This is a genomic window from Methanosarcina sp. 2.H.A.1B.4, assembly GCF_000979385.1.
Taxonomy (GTDB): domain Archaea; phylum Halobacteriota; class Methanosarcinia; order Methanosarcinales; family Methanosarcinaceae; genus Methanosarcina.
Genome location: NZ_JJOV01000004.1, coordinates 47,447 through 68,798 on the forward strand (window position 1 = coordinate 47,447; position 21,352 = coordinate 68,798).

The 21,352-nt window shown below is 44.3% G+C and carries 13 protein-coding genes; 7 read left to right on the forward strand and 6 right to left on the reverse strand.

Annotation, left to right across the window (positions count from 1 at the left end; genetic code table 11):
* Positions 1–165: 165 nt before the first annotated feature.
* Positions 166–687, forward strand: a complete 522-nt coding sequence (locus EO92_RS01175; RefSeq protein ID WP_048133115.1) for a helix-turn-helix domain-containing protein — start codon at positions 166–168, stop codon at positions 685–687.
* A gap of 160 nt (positions 688–847) precedes the next feature.
* Here the strand turns inward: EO92_RS01175 and EO92_RS01180 are convergent, their stop codons facing one another.
* The 5 genes from EO92_RS01180 to EO92_RS01200 all read right to left on the reverse strand — a co-directional run bounded on the left by EO92_RS01180 (position 848) and on the right by EO92_RS01200 (position 9,939).
* Positions 848–4,579, reverse strand: a complete 3,732-nt coding sequence (locus tag EO92_RS01180) for an S-layer protein domain-containing protein (RefSeq protein WP_048168785.1) — start codon at positions 4,577–4,579, stop codon at positions 848–850.
* A gap of 194 nt (positions 4,580–4,773) precedes the next feature.
* Positions 4,774–5,787, reverse strand: coding sequence for a thiamine-phosphate kinase (thiL, locus tag EO92_RS01185; protein ID WP_048168807.1), 1,014 nt, complete (start codon positions 5,785–5,787; stop codon positions 4,774–4,776).
* A gap of 614 nt (positions 5,788–6,401) precedes the next feature.
* Positions 6,402–7,184 (reverse strand): anaerobic ribonucleoside-triphosphate reductase activating protein, encoded by a 783-nt coding sequence (locus EO92_RS01190; RefSeq protein ID WP_235283111.1) that lies wholly within the window; start codon positions 7,182–7,184, stop codon positions 6,402–6,404.
* A 43-nt stretch (positions 7,185–7,227) separates the two neighbouring features.
* Positions 7,228–9,612 carry an anaerobic ribonucleoside-triphosphate reductase gene (gene nrdD, locus EO92_RS01195; RefSeq protein ID WP_048168787.1) on the reverse strand — a complete coding sequence of 795 codons (2,385 nt, stop codon included), beginning with the start codon at positions 9,610–9,612 and terminating at the stop codon, positions 7,228–7,230.
* A gap of 75 nt (positions 9,613–9,687) precedes the next feature.
* Complete coding sequence (locus EO92_RS01200; protein ID WP_048133108.1) at positions 9,688–9,939, reverse strand: glutaredoxin family protein; 252 nt, start codon at positions 9,937–9,939, stop codon at positions 9,688–9,690.
* A gap of 690 nt (positions 9,940–10,629) precedes the next feature.
* Between EO92_RS01200 and radB the strand changes: the two genes are divergently transcribed.
* Positions 10,630–11,400: a DNA repair and recombination protein RadB gene (gene radB, locus EO92_RS01205; RefSeq protein WP_235283112.1), complete on the forward strand. Its 771-nt coding sequence runs from the start codon at positions 10,630–10,632 to the stop codon at positions 11,398–11,400.
* Positions 11,401–11,597: 197 nt separating this feature from the next.
* Here the strand turns inward: radB and EO92_RS01210 are convergent, their stop codons facing one another.
* Positions 11,598–12,698, reverse strand: coding sequence for an inositol-3-phosphate synthase (locus EO92_RS01210; RefSeq protein ID WP_048168788.1), 1,101 nt, complete (start codon positions 12,696–12,698; stop codon positions 11,598–11,600).
* A 757-nt stretch (positions 12,699–13,455) separates the two neighbouring features.
* On the opposite strand from EO92_RS01210, the gene EO92_RS01215 reads away from it, so the two are divergent.
* From EO92_RS01215 to ppk1, 5 genes are all read left to right on the forward strand, one after another.
* Positions 13,456–14,475, forward strand: coding sequence for an S-methyl-5-thioribose-1-phosphate isomerase (locus EO92_RS01215; RefSeq protein ID WP_048168789.1), 1,020 nt, complete (start codon positions 13,456–13,458; stop codon positions 14,473–14,475).
* Between the two features lie 545 nt (positions 14,476–15,020).
* Complete coding sequence (locus EO92_RS01220) at positions 15,021–15,188, forward strand: preprotein translocase subunit Sec61beta (protein WP_048135448.1); 168 nt, start codon at positions 15,021–15,023, stop codon at positions 15,186–15,188.
* A gap of 24 nt (positions 15,189–15,212) precedes the next feature.
* Complete coding sequence (locus EO92_RS01225; RefSeq protein ID WP_235283113.1) at positions 15,213–16,193, forward strand: alpha/beta hydrolase; 981 nt, start codon at positions 15,213–15,215, stop codon at positions 16,191–16,193.
* A 53-nt stretch (positions 16,194–16,246) separates the two neighbouring features.
* Complete coding sequence (locus EO92_RS01230) at positions 16,247–18,370, forward strand: endonuclease MutS2 (protein ID WP_048168790.1); 2,124 nt, start codon at positions 16,247–16,249, stop codon at positions 18,368–18,370.
* Between the two features lie 660 nt (positions 18,371–19,030).
* Positions 19,031–21,217, forward strand: a complete 2,187-nt coding sequence (gene ppk1, locus EO92_RS01235; RefSeq protein WP_052734233.1) for a polyphosphate kinase 1 — start codon at positions 19,031–19,033, stop codon at positions 21,215–21,217.
* Positions 21,218–21,352 lie beyond the last annotated feature (135 nt).

A 21,352-nucleotide genomic window follows, 5' to 3' on the forward strand; every position in this document is an offset into this window, starting at 1 on the left:
AATTTGCTATATATAGTTTCTCAAATGCCTTCTTATTATGACCCAAATGTATTAATACATCTGGAGATATTTCTCATTCAGGAACAAAACTCCGGTGAAACGTGAATCCTTTATGCATATATCACAAATATACAAATTATTTATAGTGTACGAGGTTGAATTTTTATGAATGTTGCAGACAAGGTCATTAAATCCGCATTCGAGTCCGATGAAGTGTTTCAGAAAACACTTTCCGCTGTAATTAAGGAGGACCTTAATCTGACTGCCGTGGATTTTGCGAAAAAAGCAAGTATCCCACCGAGTACCCTTTATAAGATCCTATCGGGTAACCGGGATCCCAATATCAAAACTCTCCGCCAGATTGTAAAAACGATCCGTGAAATTAAAGAGTCCGACAGCGGAGACTTTATCGCCGTAATTGCTGCCCGCTCGGTGCTCGATAACATCGTTGAGACGAAGAAAAAGATCGGTGGCCGGCTTGTCACCATCAGGGAATACTCGGCAACATCTATGGAAGAAGCAATTATCTCAGCCGTAAATGCCGAAAGAGACGGAGCAAAAGCCCTGGTCTGTGCCCCAATCGTGGGTCCCACCGTGGAAAAAATACTGAACATCCCCGTCACAACCATCGCCCCGAAGAACAGCCTGATAGATGCCATCGAACGTGCGATCAAGAAGATGGAGTGAACGACCTGCTCAATCTAAATATTTAAAATAAATTACTTAATAATCGAATCTCTTTTTTAAAAATAGAAAAAAACCCGCGTTTTTCAGTTAACGCGGGAATTTAAATTCTTTTTTGTTTGAGTTTCCTGTTCTCTCAGCTTTTCTATTACTTTTACTACTTTTACTTTTTCAGGTTTGCCGACCTTATAAGTTCATCTATCTTTGCCTGCATGGTTGCTGCATTCCAGCCGCCTTTGGTAAACATGTAAGCCATCCCGCCGCCCAGTAACAGGATAATAGTTATCAGGGAATAAAGCAGCATAGAAGACTTTTCTTTTACCGTATAGGTGGCCTCCTGCCCTCCTATTTTTACAGTATAGGTGCCTGGTACCTCTTCACTGTGTTTGAAGGTTACTGGTGTGCTTTCTCCTATATCAAGGGAAATCTTCTGTGAATCAACTGAACTTCCGTTCACAAACAGTTCCACGTCGTATTCCCCGGCAGCATTACCCGTATTTTCGGCATCAATAGTGATTGTTGTTTCCTTTCCTGCTCTGACCTCTATGGGGTCAATTACCAGGTTGGAGAACTCGAAGATAGCTTCATAGTCCTTCACATCGACTTCAACGCTCTTGTCAAGGAATCCCTCTCTGGCAGCGCTTATTTTGATTTTGCCGACGTCTTCCGTGGTGAACGTAATCTTTCCGTCGGATCCGGTTTTTCCAAGGGCTTTACTATTGATTGAGACGTTTACACCTTCAACAGGGTCTCCACCAATTGTTTTTAATGCCTCTATGGTAATCGTATCTCCCTTATACACTGTTTCAGGAGAGACATTGAGGCTCATCTTCTCTTTCGGAGGAATGACTTTTGCGTTCTTGTTTGCGGTGGTGTACCCGTCCTTTTCGGCGGTTATCTTAAAGGTCCCTTCCTTTTCTGCAGTGTACTCAACAATTCCATCTGCATTGGTTTTGCCTGCGCTAGCCGTGTCAACTTTTACGTTGACGCCTTCGATTGGATTTTCACCTGCATTCACCTTGATCTCAAAAGTGTCGCCTACAATAATCTCATCAGGCAAACTTATCTTGAGTTCCTTGCTGGCTCCGCCTTCTGTTTCGACTTCAACTAAGGGGTAGAACCTGAGGGTGTTGGAATCAGCTGTCTTGAACTTGACGTCGCCCATAATGTCAATGGTATCGTCATCACCAAGCCCGATATCATCATCGTTCTTCATTGTGATGCCGCTTTCTGAGACGCTGGTGATCTCCATCTCGTCGAAGGTATCCCCATTATTGATTTCAATATAATCATCCGAGATCTGGAAGATTCCCTGTGTGAAGACAGCAGAGGTCTCCTGGCTTGCAAAAACCGTGCCGAAATGGACAATAATTATGGGTACGTCTTCTGCTTCTCCGAGTGTCGTTTCATAGATGTAGTCCTGGCCAGAGGTGATGAAATCATCGTCTACCACGTCTCCGTCCTTTTCAAGCTGTACCCAGACAGATTCTCCATTAACATCGACTTCTTTGATCTTCAGAGAATAGCCTTCCTCAAGCACAAGGTCAGAACCCGAGTACATGGACTCTTTGTCGTCGCTGTCTGTAAGGACTTCGGCAAGGACATTATCCGAAAGAACACTCACATCATTAATTTTTCCTTTGACGGTACCTTTTGGATATCCTGCAAAGTATTTTTCTGCCATGAACCCGACAACTGTGAAATTGCCCCACTCGGAATGTTCAAACTCAACAGGTTGGGGTGAGGACGTGTAGATCAGATTTCCTGAGGGGATTTCTCTGCCATTAAACTGCTTGATTTCCAGCTGTTCGGTTCCTATTCCCTCATCTATGTTGTAATAGAAGCCTTCAAAGTTGTAGGGCGTCCAGGTTGGTAGAGAGTCCCCAGCGGCATCTTTATCGTAGACTGTTCCGCGCAGTTCGTAAGTTCCTGCCTCTGAGGTATCAAGGACCGGGGCAAAGCGCAGTTTGCTGTCATCAGCCACCTGAATCTTTATCTTGCCCATAAGGTCGATAGTGTCACCTTTGTCAAGGCTTATATCGTCCTCATTCTTCATTCTTATTTCACTGCTGCTAAGGGATGTTACTTCCATTTCCCCGTAGGAATCTCCTTTTGTAAGTTCCACATAGTTGTCCGAGACCTGGAAGAGGCCCTGTATGAAGACCGCCGAGGTCTCCTGGCCTGAAAAAACCGTGCCGAAATGGGCAATGATTATGGGTACGTCTTCTGCTTCTCCGAGTTCTGTTTTATAAACATAGTCCTGTTCCGAAGCGATGAAAGCGTCGTCCACCACGTCTCCGTCCTTTTCAAGCTGGACCCAGACGGATTTTCCATTAACATCGACTTCCACAATGTTCAGGGAATAACCATCTTCAAGTACAAGGGATTCTCCTGTGTATGCGGACTTTTTATCATCACTGTCGATCAGGATCTTGGCAAGTATACCGTCGGATATCAGGCTTACATCATCGTTTATAACAGAAGAGTTCGTTTTACTGTAACCTGCGAAGTATTTCTCTGCCATGAATCCTATTACCTGGTATGAACCCCATTTCCCGTATTCAAACTCGGTTTTAGTAGGTCTTGTGATGTACTCGATGTTTCCATCTTTTATGTTTCTACCTATGTCCTTGATCGTCATCTCTTCAGAGGACACTCCGGTATCAAGGTCATAGTAGAAGCCTGAGTAGCTCTGAGCATTCCATGTGTATGTAGTGGCCATCCCAAGGCTTTCATCCCAGATCCTGTTCCCGCTTGAGTAGTACTTGGACTGGACTTTTACAGTCCATGTTTTTGTCGATGAAGAATAAGTGTTGCTGGGGTCGCTGACCACTGCTTTAAGAGTGTACTCGCCGGAAGTGTCTCCTTTAAATGCATATGAAGCAGAAAGTCCTTCTTGGGGCCCTTTCGTTTCGTTATTGACAAACCATTCAACCTTTATATTCTGGCCATTTGTAGAATTGACATAGAAATTCCTGGTCACTCCCTGAGCTACTTCAACTTTTTCATCTGAAGGATTAAACTCTACAGGTACGCCGTTTGTCCCTACCGTCCAGTCCCAGATTTGTTCTGCAGTTCCGTTAACGTTCGTTGCCTCCACTTTGATTGTATGTGGACCCGCTGTTGCAGAACTGTTTGTATATGAAGACGAATCTACAGACTGATTTGTGTAAAGGAAATTTCCATCAAGGTACCATGTCATATTCGACATCTGGTTTACAGTTGCGGTGAATGTCTTTGATTCTCCTACGTTACTGCTGAAAGGTGACGAAGGGTTAGATGAAGTGATCGCCGGAACTGCTGTTCCTACTGTCCAGTCCCAGATTTGTTCTGCAGTTCCGTTAACGTTCGTTGCCTCCACTTTGATTGTATGTGGACCCGCTACTGCAGAACTGCTTGTATATGAAGACGAATCTACAGACTGGTTTGTGTAAAGGAAATTGTTATCAAGGTACCATGTCATATTCGATATCTGGCTCACAGTCGCGGTGAATGTCTTTGATTCTCCTACGTTATTGCTGAAAGGTGATGAAGGGTCAGATAAAGTGATCACCGGTTTATTTGCTGTTCCTGTTACACTCCAGGTTCTGCTTTCTCCAGTGGACTGAACACTCGCTTTAACCTCATATGTGCCAGACTGAATGGTATGTTCGAGAGTAGAGGTGTTAGTTTCAGTATTATAGGATGTTTGTGATTTAGTTTCTCCGTTAACCAACCAGTCGATGGTTGCTAACTCGTTTGTTTGGATGCTTAATGTTTGAAGGTCACCCGCTATCCCTGTAACAACAGTCGAATTATCCGGGGGTGATACTATACTTGGAACTGCAGTTGCAGTCCCACAGAATAGCCCCAGCATCAGAATTGCTGTTAATATTTGTAAACTAGCTTTTTTCATATTCTATCCTTCTGAACCTTGTGCATAAATTATATAGTTACGAATTTTATAGTTACGAATTTAGTCTGTTTAGCCTGAAATTTGCTCTATTTTTGTGATCCTGTGAGCTTTATCAGCCAATTATTTTTAATTTTTTTTCTCTCACTCCAGGCTTTTAGTTTATGGGGGAGTTAACATCAGTTTATTCAGGAAAGCTAATCAGCCGGTTCGGCTTTTAGCTGCTGGTATCCCCTCTGTTCTATAGTTGTTAGCTTGAATTCCGGGGATTCGAGTACAATACCCGTTTCGTACTTTGTGCATTCCCCTATGATAGTCAAGTTACATATATTTTGTACTTTTTTCAGCCGTTCCGGGTCAACTGTAAAAATGAGTTCGAAGTCCCCTCCTGTGTAAAGGGCAAGTTCCAGCAGTTCCCTGGGACCTGAGGCAAACTCTCTGACTTCCGGGAGAACGGTGAGGGCATTTTCCCGGACCTTGAAACCTACCTTACTCTGCCTGGCAAGGTCGTAAAGAGACATTGCAAGTCCGTCACTTGTATCCATCATGGATGTGACTGCACCTGACTCAGCAAGTTTCCTGGCTTCTTGCGTGCGGGGTACAGGTTCAAAAAGAGCCTTCAGGACGGTTTCGCTGACCGACTTTTTTGACTGAATCGCTTCAAGGGCGGCTCCGGCTGACCCTGCATAGCCTGTAACACAGACAAGATCTCCGGGCTTTGCCCCTTTTCGCAGGAGGAGCTGACTTTTTTTAACTCTTCCCAGAGCTGTCCCTGTAATTGTCAGTTCTGCGTGGGTATCGAGGTCGCCTCCTACAACAGCAGTCCCGCAGAACTCGGCGCACGCCTGTATGCCTTTTGCAAGTTCCTCTACAAAAGCAATTTCAGTGTCTGCAGGCATGCCTATTGCCATAAGGAGCCCAGCAGGTTCTGCGCCCATGGCTGCAATATCGCTCAGGTTTACGGCTGCGGACATCCATCCCATCTGCCAGGGAGTCATCTCTACCGGAAAGTCCGTGGTCCTGTGCAGCATATCAGTCGTAACAACCAGACAGTCTTCACCTTTCAGGTCAAGGACGGCACAGTCATCGGAACCAGCGCCTATAATGATTCCTTCCTGTCCTCTTTCCTTTCCTTCAGGGGCATTGAAAATCTCAGATAAGCGGGAGATTAGAGAGCGCTCTCCGATTGAAGATACTTTTGTTTCTTTCATGGTCATTTTTTGGAAGCGATTACTTCCGCTTTCCTTTTTTATAGATACGTACCCTTTTCCGGGCTAAAATGGACTGAGTCTATCTCCTTTATGTAACTTTTGTAACCCCGGAGGTTACACAAAAGTTTGGTGGCGTGCATACAGGAGTTTTCGATATATTGGCAAAGTACAGCAGGAATATCCCCGGAGATACTTTGGGGAAACATTCCGGGTATCTGTACTTCCAGATACAGGATAATTGAATTTCCAGATACAGGATAATTGAATTTCCAGATACAGGATAATTGAATTTCCAGATACAGGATAATTGAATTCCGGGTAAAGGGGGTTTTACCAGGGGTTTAATCAGTTTCCTTTATGCTTTGGCATGTATAAGACTTTTGTAAACTTCAAATTCATTTGAACCTTAAACATATTTTTTTCTGTAAAAATGAATCCGATAAAAAAGAATCAGATAAATATTAATAGAAAGATGAAAGAGTGAATTGATCAAAATCTGTTCCGGGGAATACAGGCAAAAAAGGGAAAAAGTGCCAGTAAAATGCCATAAATATTGTAATAAATATCGGTAAATATCAGACACCAGTAAGATTACTTAATGATGCTAGACAATATCAGATAATTTCTTCCCCTTCTTCTTTTGTCCTTATCCTTACGTTTTCCAGGAATCCTTTTGCTATTTTCCCTAGTTCAAGAAGTTCCTCTCTCTCCAGAACCCTGTTTTTCCTGAGGTCTTTCTGCAGGCTGTGTTCCGGGATTCCCTGCTGCAGCACATAGGTAACCTCTCTATTTTTTATATGTTCCGAAATCCAGGCTGCTATCTGAGAGATTTCCTTCTCGTTTCCGATAAAACCTCTGATTGCTGTTGTCCGGAGTTCCAGTTCCAGGCCGCTGGCATCTGCAGTCTCGATCGTTTTTGCAATGGCTGATGTGATCTCTTCTGGAGTCTTTTTGACGTTACTGCTTTCTCCGTTGTACGCTTTCCATCCGGTAACCTTTCCATAAAGCTCGGGATCGTCAAGAGGGGCTTTTACGTCGATAAAGAACTTATCAACCAGTTTCCGTTCAACCAGTTCTGCTGCCCTTTCAGGGTAACAACCGTTTGTGTGGATCCCAACTGCAAGCCCTAGATTTTTTGCAAACTCTGCAAGGGGGACAACAGCGTCCTGCATGAGAGGCTCCCCTCCCGAAAAAACAACCGCACTTACAAAAGGTTTCGATGTTTTAATCTGCTCTTTCACAAAGTCAAGTTCCACAAGACCCGGCCCTTCAAGGTACGGATGGTTCTGGCAGTAAGGACAGCGAAGAGGACATCCCCTAAAAAAGATGGTGACTGCAGCCTTTCCTATCCAGTCACAGGTTGAGATCGAAACAGTGCCTGCGTAGTTTACCTTCATAGCAGTTACCATTTCCAGTTTGCGTAAAAAGGGTTAAGGGGACTCATTTGAGTTCCCTTGTGCTGTAGCGTTTTCTGTCCTTGAGTTCCTGGCGCTTACCTTTGTTCCAGCCTTCCACGGACTGGAGATAGCCAGTAATCCTTGATAGGTGCTGCACATTTTCAGATCCGCATTTCGGGCATTTGTCAAGCAGGCCGGCGGCTACATATCCCTCGTCAGTGCATACGGTCATGTCCCGTGTGAAGGCAAAGTACCCAGTCTGTGTGTTCTTTGCTATATGCATGGCAAGTTCCTGCAGGCCGTCAGGATCCGGTTTACCTTCTCCAAGCCAGATATGCATGATGTTTCCACCGTCTACTATCGGGAAGAAAGTGTGCTCATACTTTATCCTTTCAGGCAGAGAGATATCGGCACCGGGTGGGATATGAGTTCCGTTGGTATAGTAAATGGGCAGATCGTGGGTCTCATTGAAATCTTTCTTTGCGGTTTCCAGGTCCCCTTTAATTGTGAGCTCGGCTTTGTCGGCATATTCCCTGTGCAGGAGATCTGAGACTGCAAAACGCTGGGCTGTAGTTTCCGCAGGAGTCCTTGCAAGGGCAATTTCCATATCGTTTTCCTTTGAGAGCTTCTGAGCATGCATTTTCATTTCGAACATAGCCCGGATGGCGAGCTTATATGCAACAGGAGATTCGTGGATCTGGTAGCCGGTGTGGTACTGGACCATCTCATTAATTCCTATTACTCCAATAGTATACACAAGGCTGTCGAAGTCCACAGCCATTGCTCCTTTTTCTCCGGTGTTCGGGTCCTTGGGACACTGGGCTGCAAAGGGAATCCTGTTTTTCTTGATCAGGCTGTTCATCCATTTTCGCTTGATCTTGAAAACTTCCACACCCCTGTTCATAAGGGTCTTTAGTTCGGTGAAAAGTTTCTCATCATCATATTCAGCCCTGTATGCAGCCCTGGGACAGTTTAAGGACAGAACCATCCATGAGCCCATAGAGAAATGCCTTCCATCTTTGAAATGCAGCTTGTCACCGAAGTCTTCATCGTCGGTAGGGTTTGAAGAGAACTGGTAGGCACAGCACTGGTAACATGAAATTCCTTCTCCTGCGCCCCTGTACTCGGGAAGCTGGTTGTCAAAGTAGGGAGTTCCGAATTTGGCAGCCAGTTCAAAGGTCATCCTGTAAAGCCCTTGATATGTCGGAAGCTCGGGGTGAGTCCTGTTGAACTCCTCATTTTCTTCCATAAAGTCAGGTTCGAGAGAAATTTCCGGCTTCGGGAAGCTGAAAGGTTTGCCCCAGGCATCTCCTTCAAGCATGACATCCATAATGGCCTTAAATCCAAGCCGGACCTCTTTTTCAAATTCTCCGTAGGTTCTGAGGGGAGCCTGCTTGCCGTCCCAGACCTTACCCATGGCAACAATTGGAATGTTTCTCCAGAGCTTCGGAACCCCAGGGGAAAGCTGCACGGATGAAAAGACAGTCTGTCCGCCTCTTGCGCACATCATCTGCATCATTTCATAGACGAACATCTGCATAAGCTGCCTTATCTCAACTTCGGACTTGCCTTCCAGATAGGGGGCCATAAAGGTCAGGAAATTGTAAAAGCCCTGCCCGCCTGCAAAGTTGGTCTGAGCCGAACCCATTGCCTTTACAGCATGAAGGAAAGCTACCTCTGCATTCTTTGCAGGTTTTGCAACACTTGATTGGGTGCCTACTCCATCAGGCATCAGTCCATAATAAAAGAAGTAGCGAAGGTCCCAGTCCTGGCAAAAAGGCCTTGTTCCCATGTATTCGAGGTCGTGGATATGGAAGTCTCCGTTCAGGTGCAGGTCTGCAAGCTCTTTTGGCATCAGAAGGAGATTTTGCTCTTTGGACATTTTGTCGGCTTTTCTTTTGTGGGATGTCTCAGCGTTGTTCAGCTGGTTTGCATTATCGTTTGCCCCAAAGCCGTATCCGGAGTCGATTTCGTAGGCATCGTAGACCGAAGCTCCGACTCTTGTCATGATATTTCTCCATTCTACACGCCCCCTGTCAAGAAGAATATTGTTGACTATTTCCCGGATAAGAGGTCCTGAAAGAAATTTGATATTCATCTTTCGGATGATCCTTTCCGCTTCTTTTGCAATATCAACAGCTTCTTCTTTTGTGATTGCAGGCTTGTTGTAGAAGATCTCACTTAATTTTGTTTCTTTCAGGAGCTGGCTTACAATGATATTCCTGTCCCAGTTAAGGATGAAACCTTCTGTTGTCCTTACTTTGGGTAGGGGAGAGACGGAAAGCCCATCAAGTGTCTTTTGTACGGGCTGATTATCAGATAATTGGTCTTTTTTGGGGAGGGAAGAGGTGGAGAGCCCGTCAAGTGTCTTTTGCACTGGCTGATTATCAGATAATTCATCATCGGTTAAGAGAATATCGCCTGTCATTTTCTCATCTTCAGTTGTTGTTTTAAGGAGGGATATGGAAATTATTTAAGTCGTTTTGAAGCTTAGCGGGGTTTGTTACAGAATTCCCCGGAGCTTTTCCGGATTCACTTCTTCCCCGCGGAATATTTCAGTATACGTGAGGAATTCACTATTGATCTGTAATACAGGCGCTGTTACTGTGAAGACCCCATTGAAACGCAGTTCGGTCAGAGCTTCCGGGGTGGACATATCTGCTACTTCGAAGGGTACTGAATTTGCTTCCAGGAATTTTTTCAATTTATTGCATTTCGGACAACGTTCCGTTGTGTAAACTATTATTTTTGCCATAATTTGCGCCCCTCTGATTTAATGGTACAGTCTTTTTAACATGTTTCTTACATGCCTTTTACATGTTTCGTTATTCACTTACTCGTTTTATTTACGGTGTGCGGAGAGTGAGTATGCCGGCGCAGAGCGCATCAAAGCAATAAAACAAAACCCCGCATGGGTACTATTCCTTAGCCAACCCGGTTTATTCTATAATAACTCTCCCAGACTAGTCAGCAATATAGGAACAGGGCATGCTTATTATAAAGAGTGCCCCTCTTGATGTCATTTTTTCACTCTATTGAGTGAAGGTTCTCTTAATTTCCAGGTAATTATTCTAAATGCCAGATCTTACTTATAATGGTTTTTCAACTCATCTTTGAATACAATTACCCTCTTACTTTGTATTCAAAGACCGTTGTTTGTTATCAGATCTGGTGACAATCTTATGGGCTTCTGTTTTTTTAAAATACCTGATTTGTGGGACTATTTTCAAGTACAGAAGACTTTATTTTATATGGGTGGTACTTTAATGGATATAGGTATGGATACCATCTATATGGCTTTATTCCTTGAACACATTGCAATATATTAGTAAAGGATATTTTCAGTTTCAAGATATTCATGAAAATTTTTTTCTCCGTTTCTTCAGGTCTGAGAATTCAAACCTGAGCATTTCTTCTATGTCTACTTAAATACTTTTATTCGTCCTTGAAAATCTTTATTCTGTCCAAATATGTTGAAAATTATGAAAAAAGCATTATATCATGGGTCTTTCATACTTCTGTCAAGTGCAAAGAGAGGTGTCACGCCATAGAGAAACTATTATCTTCCGGTTGTAAACCCCTTGATGACCTCCTGGGAGGAGGTTTCGAGAGAGGGATCGTAACTCAGGTCTTCGGAGCCGCAGGAACCGGAAAAACAAATATCTGTATCCAGCTTGCAGTGGAATGTGTAAAGCAGGGACAGAAAGTCATTTTCATAGATACGGAAGGGCTTTCTCCTGTTCGTTTCAAGCAGATTGCAGGGGAAAATGCCAAGGAAATAGCCAGGAGCATAATTATCTACGAACCCCTGAGTTTTGAAGAGCAGTATGCGTCCGTAAGAGAGGTGGAGAGGATCGCAGGTGAGAATATCGGGCTCGTGATTCTGGATTCTGCAACTTCATACTACAGGTTTGAACTCGAAGATGAGGAGACCGGCATAAAAAGCCGCAGAGAACTTGCTAGCCAGATAGGGTTTCTGCATGCTCTGGCTCGCAAACACGGTTTTGTTGCAGTTATAACAAATCAGGTATACTCAGATATTATTGCAGGAGGGGTGCGTCCATTGGGGGGCAGTTCCCTGGAACATATCTCAAAGACGATCATCCAGCTGGAAAAAACAGGTGAAGGGACAAGGCGCGCCACTCTCTTCAAACACCGCTCCCGTCCCGAAGGCACAAATGCGGAGTTTAAAATTACGGCTGAAGGAATCCGTTAAATAGTAAAAACATTGAGATAAATTCTGTTGAGATCAATTCCGTAGAAAAATTTCAGTCAGCAGGAAATATTCAGGAACAGAAAAACGTAAAATTCCCGGATGTTTCCGGGATTTTCTGGCCTCAAAACTGTCTTCAATAAGAATTTCTTCTCCTTCGGGAATTTCTTCTTCTTCAGGAATTTTTTTTCCGTCTTGCTTTAACGTTCTCGTGTTCCGGCTATGAACTCTTCGGTTCTGCGGTATGCTTCATCATCAGGGTACTGGATAGCCGGATGCTTCATGAAGTAGGAAGCCGGGGAGTACAGCACTCCTCCTATCCCGCGGTCAAGAGCCAGCTTACAGCAGCGAATGGCATCAATTACCACACCTGCGGAGTTAGGGGAATCTTCTACCGAGAGCCTCAGTTCAAGGTTCATGGGCACGTCCCCAAAGAGCTTGCCCTCCATGCGAAGGAAACAGACCTTGTTGTCTTTCTGCCAGGCAACGTAGTCGCTCGGTCCGATATGGATATTTTCATCCTCAAGCCTATGCGAGAGCACGGACTGGACGGCTTCCGTCTTGGATTCACGCTTGGAAACAAGCCTGTCCCTGTTGAGCATATTGAGGAAATCGGTGTTTCCGCCAGTGTTCAGCTGATATGTCCTTTCGAGCTTTACACCGCGTTTTTCAAATAGGTCTGCAAGGACCCTGTGGGTAATCGTTGCTCCAAGCTGGGCTTTGATATCGTCTCCGATAACAGGAATATTCTTTTCTTTAAACCGTTTTGCCCACTCAGGATTGCTTGCAATGAAAACAGGCATGTTGTTGATTAAAGCCACTCCGGCTTCAAGAGCGCATTCGGCATAGAAACGGACAGCTTCTTCAGAACCGACAGGAAGGTAATTAAGAAGCATTTCGGCTCCTGAATCCTTCAGTTCTTTTACGATGTCTGCTTTTGTGGCTTCAGGCTCTTTGCTGACAACAAATGTGTAATTTTCCCCATAATTCTTCATGTGGTCAGAGAACCCGTCAAGAACTCTGCCCATCTTAACCTTCACACCTGTGGAGGGGATATCAGGACAAAAAACCGCGGTGCAGTTTGGGGGAGCAAAAATGGCCTCGGATACATCTATTCCTACCTTCCTTGCATCAATGTCGAAGGCAGTAACAACTTTGATATCGCTGGGCTCGTACCCTCCAATGTCCCTGTGCATAAGTCCTATGGGATCCTTATCTTCGGTTTTATAGTACTCGATGCCCTGTATCAAAGAGCTTGCACAGTTCCCGATTCCTGCAATTGCTATTTTTATTTTTGTCATAAGCGCTTACTCTCCGATGAATACCCTGACTCTCATAAACCACAACGTGCATGAAACGACAGATTCTCAAAACTTCCAAAACTTTCATAATTTATGGATCCAGGGATTTATGGATCCAGGGATTTACGGATTCAAGGTCCATGAAATTTATAGGAAGAAGTGTAAAACCTCCAGGTCTTTAGTCTGGGGGCAGTTAATGAAATTATGATTCCTGAAATTACGAATCTTCCTGTGTCTCAACTATGGATTTTAAATATTTTCTTATTTGTACTGTTACTTTATAAATCTATTATATTCTAACATATCTAACATATCTAACTTTGCTCTTTGCTAAATAAATATCATGTTTGTTTATCTATATCTCAGACTTACTCTATACATGCTTGCTTATAATGAAATAAAATTATTAATCTGATGCTCGGCTTCTAAACATCATTTGTATTGTTATCTTGTATTGTTATCTTGTATTGTTATCTTGTATTGTTATCTTGTATTGTTATCTTGTATTGTTATCTTGTATTGTTATCTTGTATTGTTATCTTGTATTGTTATCTTGTATTGTTATTTTTAATCCGAAACAGATATTTTTATTTGAGCCCCTTATTCAAGTTTTCAGGTTGTCTGATAGTGATCGGGAAACGAAACACTCACACCTGTAGAAGGAAGAGTCGAATAGGTTTTTATTGGATGGGTGGCTTGAAAAGGAAGTCGGAAGATTTTCCGGCAGAACCTGATTTTCACATCGGAAAGTGATTTAATGAGGACAATTGACTGGAACGAAGAGTCCAATTCTGTGGTGCTGGTAGACCAGACCTTGCTCCCGCAGGAGTACAGGGTAATAGAATGCAAAACCCTGAGTTCGCTCTGTGAAGCTATAAAATCTCTCAGGATCAGGGGTGCACCTGCACTCGGTGCTGCAGGAGGTTTTGGAATTGCTCTGGCAGCTTTCCTTAGCGGGGCAAAAGATATCGAATCCATAATCTGTGACCTCGAGGTTGCGGCAAAAGCACTTAAATCGACCCGCCCTACGGCCGTAAACCTTGGCTGGGGTGTGGACAGGGTTTTAAAAGCAGTTTCTGATGCCTTCAATGTTCAGGGAGTACGGGATATTGCCCTTCAGGAAGCCCGGGATATTGCAGAAGAGGATATCGAAACCAATAAGCTCATAGGTAAATACGGATCAAAGTTCCTGAAAGATGGAGATACCGTACTCACGCACTGCAATGCAGGAAGGCTCGCTTGTGTTGACTGGGGTACAGCCCTCGGAGTTGTACGTTCGGCTGTTGCAGAAGGCAAAAATATCAAAGTTATTGCCTGCGAGACAAGACCTTTGAACCAGGGGAGCAGGATCACCACCTGGGAACTCATGCAGGATAAAATCCCTGTGACCCTTATTGCAGATTCGATGGCTGGCTGGGCAATGCGCCAGGGGCTCGTAAACAGCGTGCTCGTAGGAGCCGACCGAATTACCCAGGATGTTGTTTTTAACAAGATCGGTACCTATACGCACTCTATCCTTGCAAAAGAGCATGAAATTCCCTTTTATGTGGCAGCCCCGGTCTCTACTTTCGATTTCGAAGGCTGGGAAGGAAGTGTAAAGATTGAAATGCGAAATCCTGACGAACTGCGGTTCTCAGGCTGCGAACAGCTTGCCCCAAAAGATGTTGAGGTTTATAATCCCGCTTTTGATGCAACTCCCATGGAAAACGTGACTGCGGTAATCACTGAAAGGGGCGCATTTTACCCGCCTTTCCTGCTGGACGAGGTTCTGATCTAAGGTCTTCAGTCTCTGGTTTTTCGGATCCTTAGATCCTTAAGATCACAGGTTTCTTTTCCTGTCGCAGGAGTGCTCCGGAATAGCTCTGCAGGATTTATATATGAGAACTGTAAATTATCTGATAACTATCTAAATGAGTAGTTCAAAACTAACAGTAAATTTACAGTTGAGTTACATTTTCTAATTTCAAGATAATATTCCTAAATAAATAAGTAAATATATAAATAAGTAAATGTATAAATAAGTAATTAAATATATATAAACACACGGATAATTTTATACCTAAATACATATTCCAAAAATAATACTTCATATGGTTATCACAGGATATCACGATAACGAATATTGATCCAATGAATCCAAAACTTAAACTAAATTTCTAATTAAATGTAACTTCCAATCAAGAACGTAACTTTTAATCAATTAATCAGTATCACATGATCAATATCACATAATCAGTATCACATAATCAATATCACATAATCAGTATCACATAATCAATATCACATAATCAATATCACATACATTCATAAGGTGTTTTACTCATGGCTAAAAAATCAGGTACCGGACTTCAGTCCTCAGCAGGGCTCATGCGCTACTACGAAGCTGACAAAAATGCGGTTCACATCCAACCCAAAACAGTTCTGATTGCCGGCGCCCTTGCGGGCATAGTAGTATTATTCTTAAGTGCTGTAAACGGCTTCTGGCCGTAACTACGGTTTTCTGGCAGGGTTCCCTTGAGCAAGCATATTTCTGGAAAAAAAGAACTCAAGAAAACGAAGAAAGCTTCTTCAGGCGCCAGAATCCCGAAACCCTTAGTTTTTTTTCTGGGTTTTCTCCTGATAGCTATGGGTATCTTCGGGGTCATGTACAACCCCTCTAATTCCATAGGAGAAACTCTTCCGTGGGAGATTTCGAAGGCAGGCACATTATCTTTTCCCCCGAGGGACGAGCCTGTGTTTACGGTTCAGGAAATTGAAGACCTGTACTCTCCTGAAGATCCGGATATTCTGAAACTGGTATCTTTTGAGAGCAGAGGCGAAAAAGTCCAGGCTCTACTGAGGGTTCCTGCAAACTCTTCTTCTTCTTCCGCCGGCATAGTTCTGCTTCCGGGAGCAGGAGTTAGCAAAGAAGGTGAACAGGGGCTGGCTGCCGAACTCTCTAAAATGGGGTATGCAACCCTTGCCCTTGACCAGCGTAATCAGGGCGCAGTAAACATTAAAAGAGATCTCGAACTTTTCAGGGCAGGGCTTGAACCTGTTGAATACCTTATGGTTTATGATACCCTCAAAGCCGCAGATGTGCTTTCCATCCAGCCTGAAATAAATCCTGAAAGGCTTGCAATCCTCGGGGAAAGTAACGGTGGAAGGTTTGCAATTATTGCCTGTGCCCTTGACCCTTCCCTTAAAGGAGTTATAGGGATCAGTACTTCCGGGTACGGCACTGAAGAGGGTGACCCTGCCGGCATAGCTGACTCCGAAGCTTATCGTTTCTCCCGCTCAATTGACCCTGACACCTACTTAAGTGCCCTGCCTCCTTCAAGACTTGTGCTGATTCATTCTTTTAATGATACTGTAATCTCCCATGAACTGGCACTCAGGACCTTTGACCTTGCAAAAGAACCGAAGGCAATGTATAATGTTACTGAAAAAACGCACGGATACACAGCTTCCATGCGCTCCGATCTTGAAAAAGAACTTGAGCTCCTCCTGAACTGAAAACATTCGGGCATAGGACCCGGTTCAATTGATTTTCTAAAAGTGTTTTGAATATGGCATCTTCTCAGCAACTCTCAGGCTTACGGGAACTTCATGGAATAGGTGAGCGAGTAGCCGGCAGGCTTGTCGAGCATTTTGGAAGTGAGGATGCAGCTCTCCAGGCAATTCTTGAAGGAGACATAGCTTCGCTTTCCGAGGTAAACGGGGTCAGCCATACATTTGCTCTTTCCCTTGCCAGGGATGTCAGGGCCCGGGCTGAAGGATGTGCAATTTCCGATTTTCTGAAGACAAAAGAAGCCCTTGACCTGTACTCCCGCCTGCTTGAGTTGATAAAGACGTTTGCTCACACGCCGCATGCGAGGGACAAGCTAGATCTCTTTTACCCGTTTCCTGCGTCCCGTATGGACCTTATTCAGGAGAGGAGAGCTTTTGTAGGAGAGTACCTGGAGCTGGCAGATGTTCTCTCTGCAGATAAGGCGTTCCTTAATCTCCTTTCCAGCGTGAAAAAGCTCAGGCCGATCCCGGGAAACCTGCGGGTAAGAGACAGGATCATCCTCTCTGGGGACCAGAAAACTCTGGATGCAGCCAGGGAAAGGTTCCAGGCATTTTTGCCTATCCAGGCGGTGGAGAGTTTTTCAGAGTTCGTAGATCTCGCGAGAGGCTACTCAAGTGTGATTATTTTTGATGATACTTATCTTAGTTTTGACCTTCCTGAAGGGCTTGATCCCGAATTTCTCCAGGACCCTTCAAAAGCGGAATTCTGGCAGATCCTGCCTGAAGTAGAGCTGGCTTTTTTTGCAAGGAACCTGGCCTGCATTCTTGCCTGCCTAAATATAGCATCAACTCTGCGGTCTTCAGGCTTTGATTTCTTTGAGGAACTCTCAGAAGAGGATCTTGAGACCCTTAAAACAGCCCTTCTAAAAGTGGGAGAGGATGGAAAGCCTGTTGAGGGTTTTGACCCCGAACTTGACAGGCTCGGAGCTGCCCTGAAAAACCTTGATCCTGTGCTGACCTCTGCCTTAAATGAGGCAAACCAGCACATGAACCTGAAACTCGAAGCAAGTTCCCTTACCCTGAGCGGGCAGGAACTCATCAAGCTTGTGAGCGGGGGAATGGAAATTAAAGACCTGCTTGCAAAAGAACTCCACAGGGTCTACACAGGCGAGGTCGGAGCCGTAAAAGAGGGACTCGCAGAAAAGCTCAATTTCCAGAAACAGGAAAAACTGATGCTTGACTCTCTCTTTTCCGACGAAATTTCCTATCCTCTCAGGGTAGAACAGGCTCAGCTGCAGCTTTTCAGGCAAAAACTGAATATGTCCCTTGAAAAAGCAAGGCTTACTCGCAAAAGGGAGCTTGCAAAAGTCCTCTCAACCTTCCGTCAGCCTGTAGAAAGGCTTGTCAGGGAGGTCCTTGACTTTGACCTGGGTTTTTCCATAGCCTGCTTTGCCGCGCAGTTCCGGCTGAAAATGCCGGAGACCGTCCCTGAAGCTGGAATTGGCTTTGAAGAGGGAGAAAACCTTTTCCTGAAAGCCAGGTACGGAGAAATTGACCCTGTCAGTTATTCCGTCGGAAAAACGCGTTTTTCTCCGGAGGGCCTGGAAAACAGGGTTGTACTTTTGAGCGGTGTGAACTCCGGGGGCAAAACCTCTTTACTTGAATTGCTTGCCCAGTGTGTAGTACTCGGCCACATGGGTTTTCCTGTCCCTGCAAAAGAACTTGAGCTGGGACCTGTAGAAGAATTCTATTATTTTGGAAAATCAAAAGGAACGCTTGATGCAGGAGCCTTTGAAACAACCCTCAAGCAATTTTCCGTGCTATCCGAAGCTTCTGGAAAACTTGTGCTTGCCGATGAGCTGGAATCAATTACCGAACCCGGAGCTTCAGCCCGGATCATAGCAGGGATCCTTGAATACCTTTCCCGGAGCGAAGAGAGCCTTGGGGTTTTTGTCTCCCATCTTTCGGAATTGATCCTTGAAAACACCGGGACAGACATCAGAGTGGACGGAATCGAAGCCGAGGGTCTGGATTCCAGCCTGGAACTTATAGTAAACCGAAACCCGGTATACAATTGTGTGGCAAGAAGCACTCCTGAGTTGATTGTAGAAAGGTTACTGAGGAAGACCACAGGAAAAGAGCAGGAATTTTATGCCCATTTAATGGACAAATTTAAAAATTAAAAGGCAATTTGAATGTTAATGGATATTTTTTCAAGTCAAAATCTATATCTTATATTCTACTATCAGGGCAATTTATAAATTTCTTCTAACATATATTTATTTCAAACACGTGTGGTATTTTCTGGCGGTTTTTGACGGTTTTCCCTGATACTATCTTGTTGTTTTCGGTTTTGTAGATACGCTATGTTCTTTTTTGTGGCATTGTGCCCAATTTTTTGTTTATTTTTCTCTGTTTTCTAAGAGATAATATTATAAGTCTTTAGTACTATATATTAATAAATAGTAGTGAGTTGACTAAGATTTCGGGCAGTTCTTACATTCCTGTTAATCCAAACGTTTATATACGTCTTAGTGTCAATGCATCTCCGATAACTTTATATGAAGATGCGCCTTGCCTCGGACAGGGGATAGAAAACTCAGTCGGCTAATGGTTATTGAAAGGGTTGATACGCAGTTCAGGGAAAATTTTTCCGAAAACTGGCTATTTTAGCTGTTGAGTAGATTCGAGGTTATCTTCTTTTAAACCCTGCTAATTATACTGAATGAACATCTGATAATAATGTCAAATAATGAAACAGGCAAAAATCTTATATTCCGATCTTCTTATATTTTTGAGGATGGCTCTGAAGAAACACAAAACCCAGGCTACGCGTGATAGGAATGGAGCGTAACTTCCCAATTCATTGTGCAGATTTTGATAGATTGGTTACGGATAGTGTTGATGGGGTCCGGGTTGAAGTATCAGGTATGCCTGACCTGAGTGACCCATGCCTTTATGCGGACCGGGAATACAGCTGGCTCCAGTTTAATGACAGAGTACTCGAAGAAGCTCTGGATGAACGTAATCCTCTGTTTGAGAGAGTTAAGTTTCTTTCCATCTTCGGGAGCAACCTTGATGAGTTTTTCATGGTCAGGGTCTCCGGGGTCAAGAAACGTATTACTGAAGGGGCAAAGGAAGACCGCGCAGATGAACTGGCTCAGGAGCAGCTGCAGGTCATCCGGGAAGAACTTCTAAAGCAGCTTCCTCTAAAAGACAGATGCTGGAATGAAGTGCTCGAACCGGCTCTAAGGGAAAAGGGAATTAAAGTCCTTAACTACTTTGAGCTTTCCGGAGAAGATAGAGAAAAGCTCAGGGACTACTTCGAAAGAAATATTTTTCCACTACTTACTCCCCTTGGTTTCGACTCAGGTCATCCTTTCCCCCATATTTCAAATCTCAGTCTTAACCTTGCCGTACTTATTGATGACCTGGAATACGGGGAACGTTTTGCCAGGGTCAAGATCCCCCCTATGTTCACAAGGCTGATCGTTGTTCCTGAAGAAGGTCAGGAAAAAATAATTTCCAGTTTTGAAGAACTAAAATCAGGGCGTTTTGTGTGGCTCGAACAGCTGATTGCTGCAAACCTCGATCTGCTGTTCCCCGGACAGCGTATCCTCGGAGCTTATCCTTTCAGGATCACAAGAGATGCTGATCTCGGCTTTGACGAGGACGGGGACAAGGACCTTCTGACGGCTGTTAAGCAGAGGGTGGGGAGAAACTACTTCGGGCCTGCTGTCCGGCTTGAAACCGACTATACTATGCCTGAAAGGGTTTCTGATATTCTCCTTAAGAACCTGGAGCTAACTCCTCCTCTTATGTTCAGGGCAGCGGCCCCTCTGGGCCTCTCAAGCCTCATGAAGCTTACGCAAATCAATCGGCCGGAGCTTAAATACGAGCCTTTTGAGCAGAGAAAACATTCCTCTCTGGCTAATAAGGAAAATATTTTTACAGCCTTGAAAAAGAAGGATGTCCTTCTCTATCACCCTTACGACAGTTTCGAATCGGTAACCGATCTGGTTGAAGAAGCCGCTGATGACCCGGATGTTCTGGCAATTAAAATGACGTTATACAGGGTAGATGACAACTCCAGGATTATCCAGGCTCTTATGAAAGCTGCGGACCGGAACAAGCAGGTTGCAGTCCTTGTCGAACTTAAAGCCCGCTTTGACGAAGAGAATAACATTGGATGGGCAAAGGAACTCGAACGTAAGGGCGTTCACGTAGCCTACGGTTTTCCAGGACGCAAAACCCATGCCAAGATGTGCCTTATTGTAAGAGCCGAAACAGAAGGCATCAGATATTATGTGCATATGAGCACGGGAAACTATAACGCTGTCACAGGAAGACTCTATACTGATTTCGGCTATCTCACAAGTGATCCTTTCATAGGCAAAGACGTCTCTGACCTTTTCAATGCCCTCACAGGTTATTCCAGAAAGGACCATTATATCAAGCTCCTGGTAGCTCCGCAGAATATGAGGCATCAGATCCTTGAACGCATCAGGCGCGAGATTGACCTGCACGAGAAATTTGGGGACGGTCACCTGCTTTTCAAGATGAATTCCCTGGTGGACTACCAGTGCATCCGGGAACTCTACAGAGCTTCACTGGTTGGAGTAAAGGTAGACCTCATTGTCAGGGGCATCTGCTGCCTCAGGCCCGGCATTTACGGGCTGAGCGAAAATATCAGAGTCACTTCTATAGTCGGGCGTTTTCTTGAGCACTCGAGAGTATATTATTTCAGGAATGGCGGAAAAGAAGAGATCTTTATGGGCAGTGCCGACCTTATGCCCCGCAACCTTGACAACCGGGTCGAAGTTCTCTTTCCAGTATCTTCAGATTACATTCCTATCATGCGCGATGTCATCCTCGGTACCCACCTGAAAGATAACATAAAAGCTCGCCTTCTCCTCCCTAATGGCAGGACTGAAAGGATCTACCCGCAGCCCGATGAAGAAGAACTGGATTCTCAGCTCTGGATGCTTGAGAACAGAGGCGTCTGGGAGCTTAAAACGGAAAACGGCTGAAAGAAAACTTTCATAATCTTTTTTTGTTTTCTCTCTTCCCTCCCCTTTTTGTTTTCTCTTTTCTTTCCCTTTTCCATTGTTCCTTTAGTTTTCTGTGTTTTCCTTTCCCACCTGAAATTTTTATGCTACTCTCTG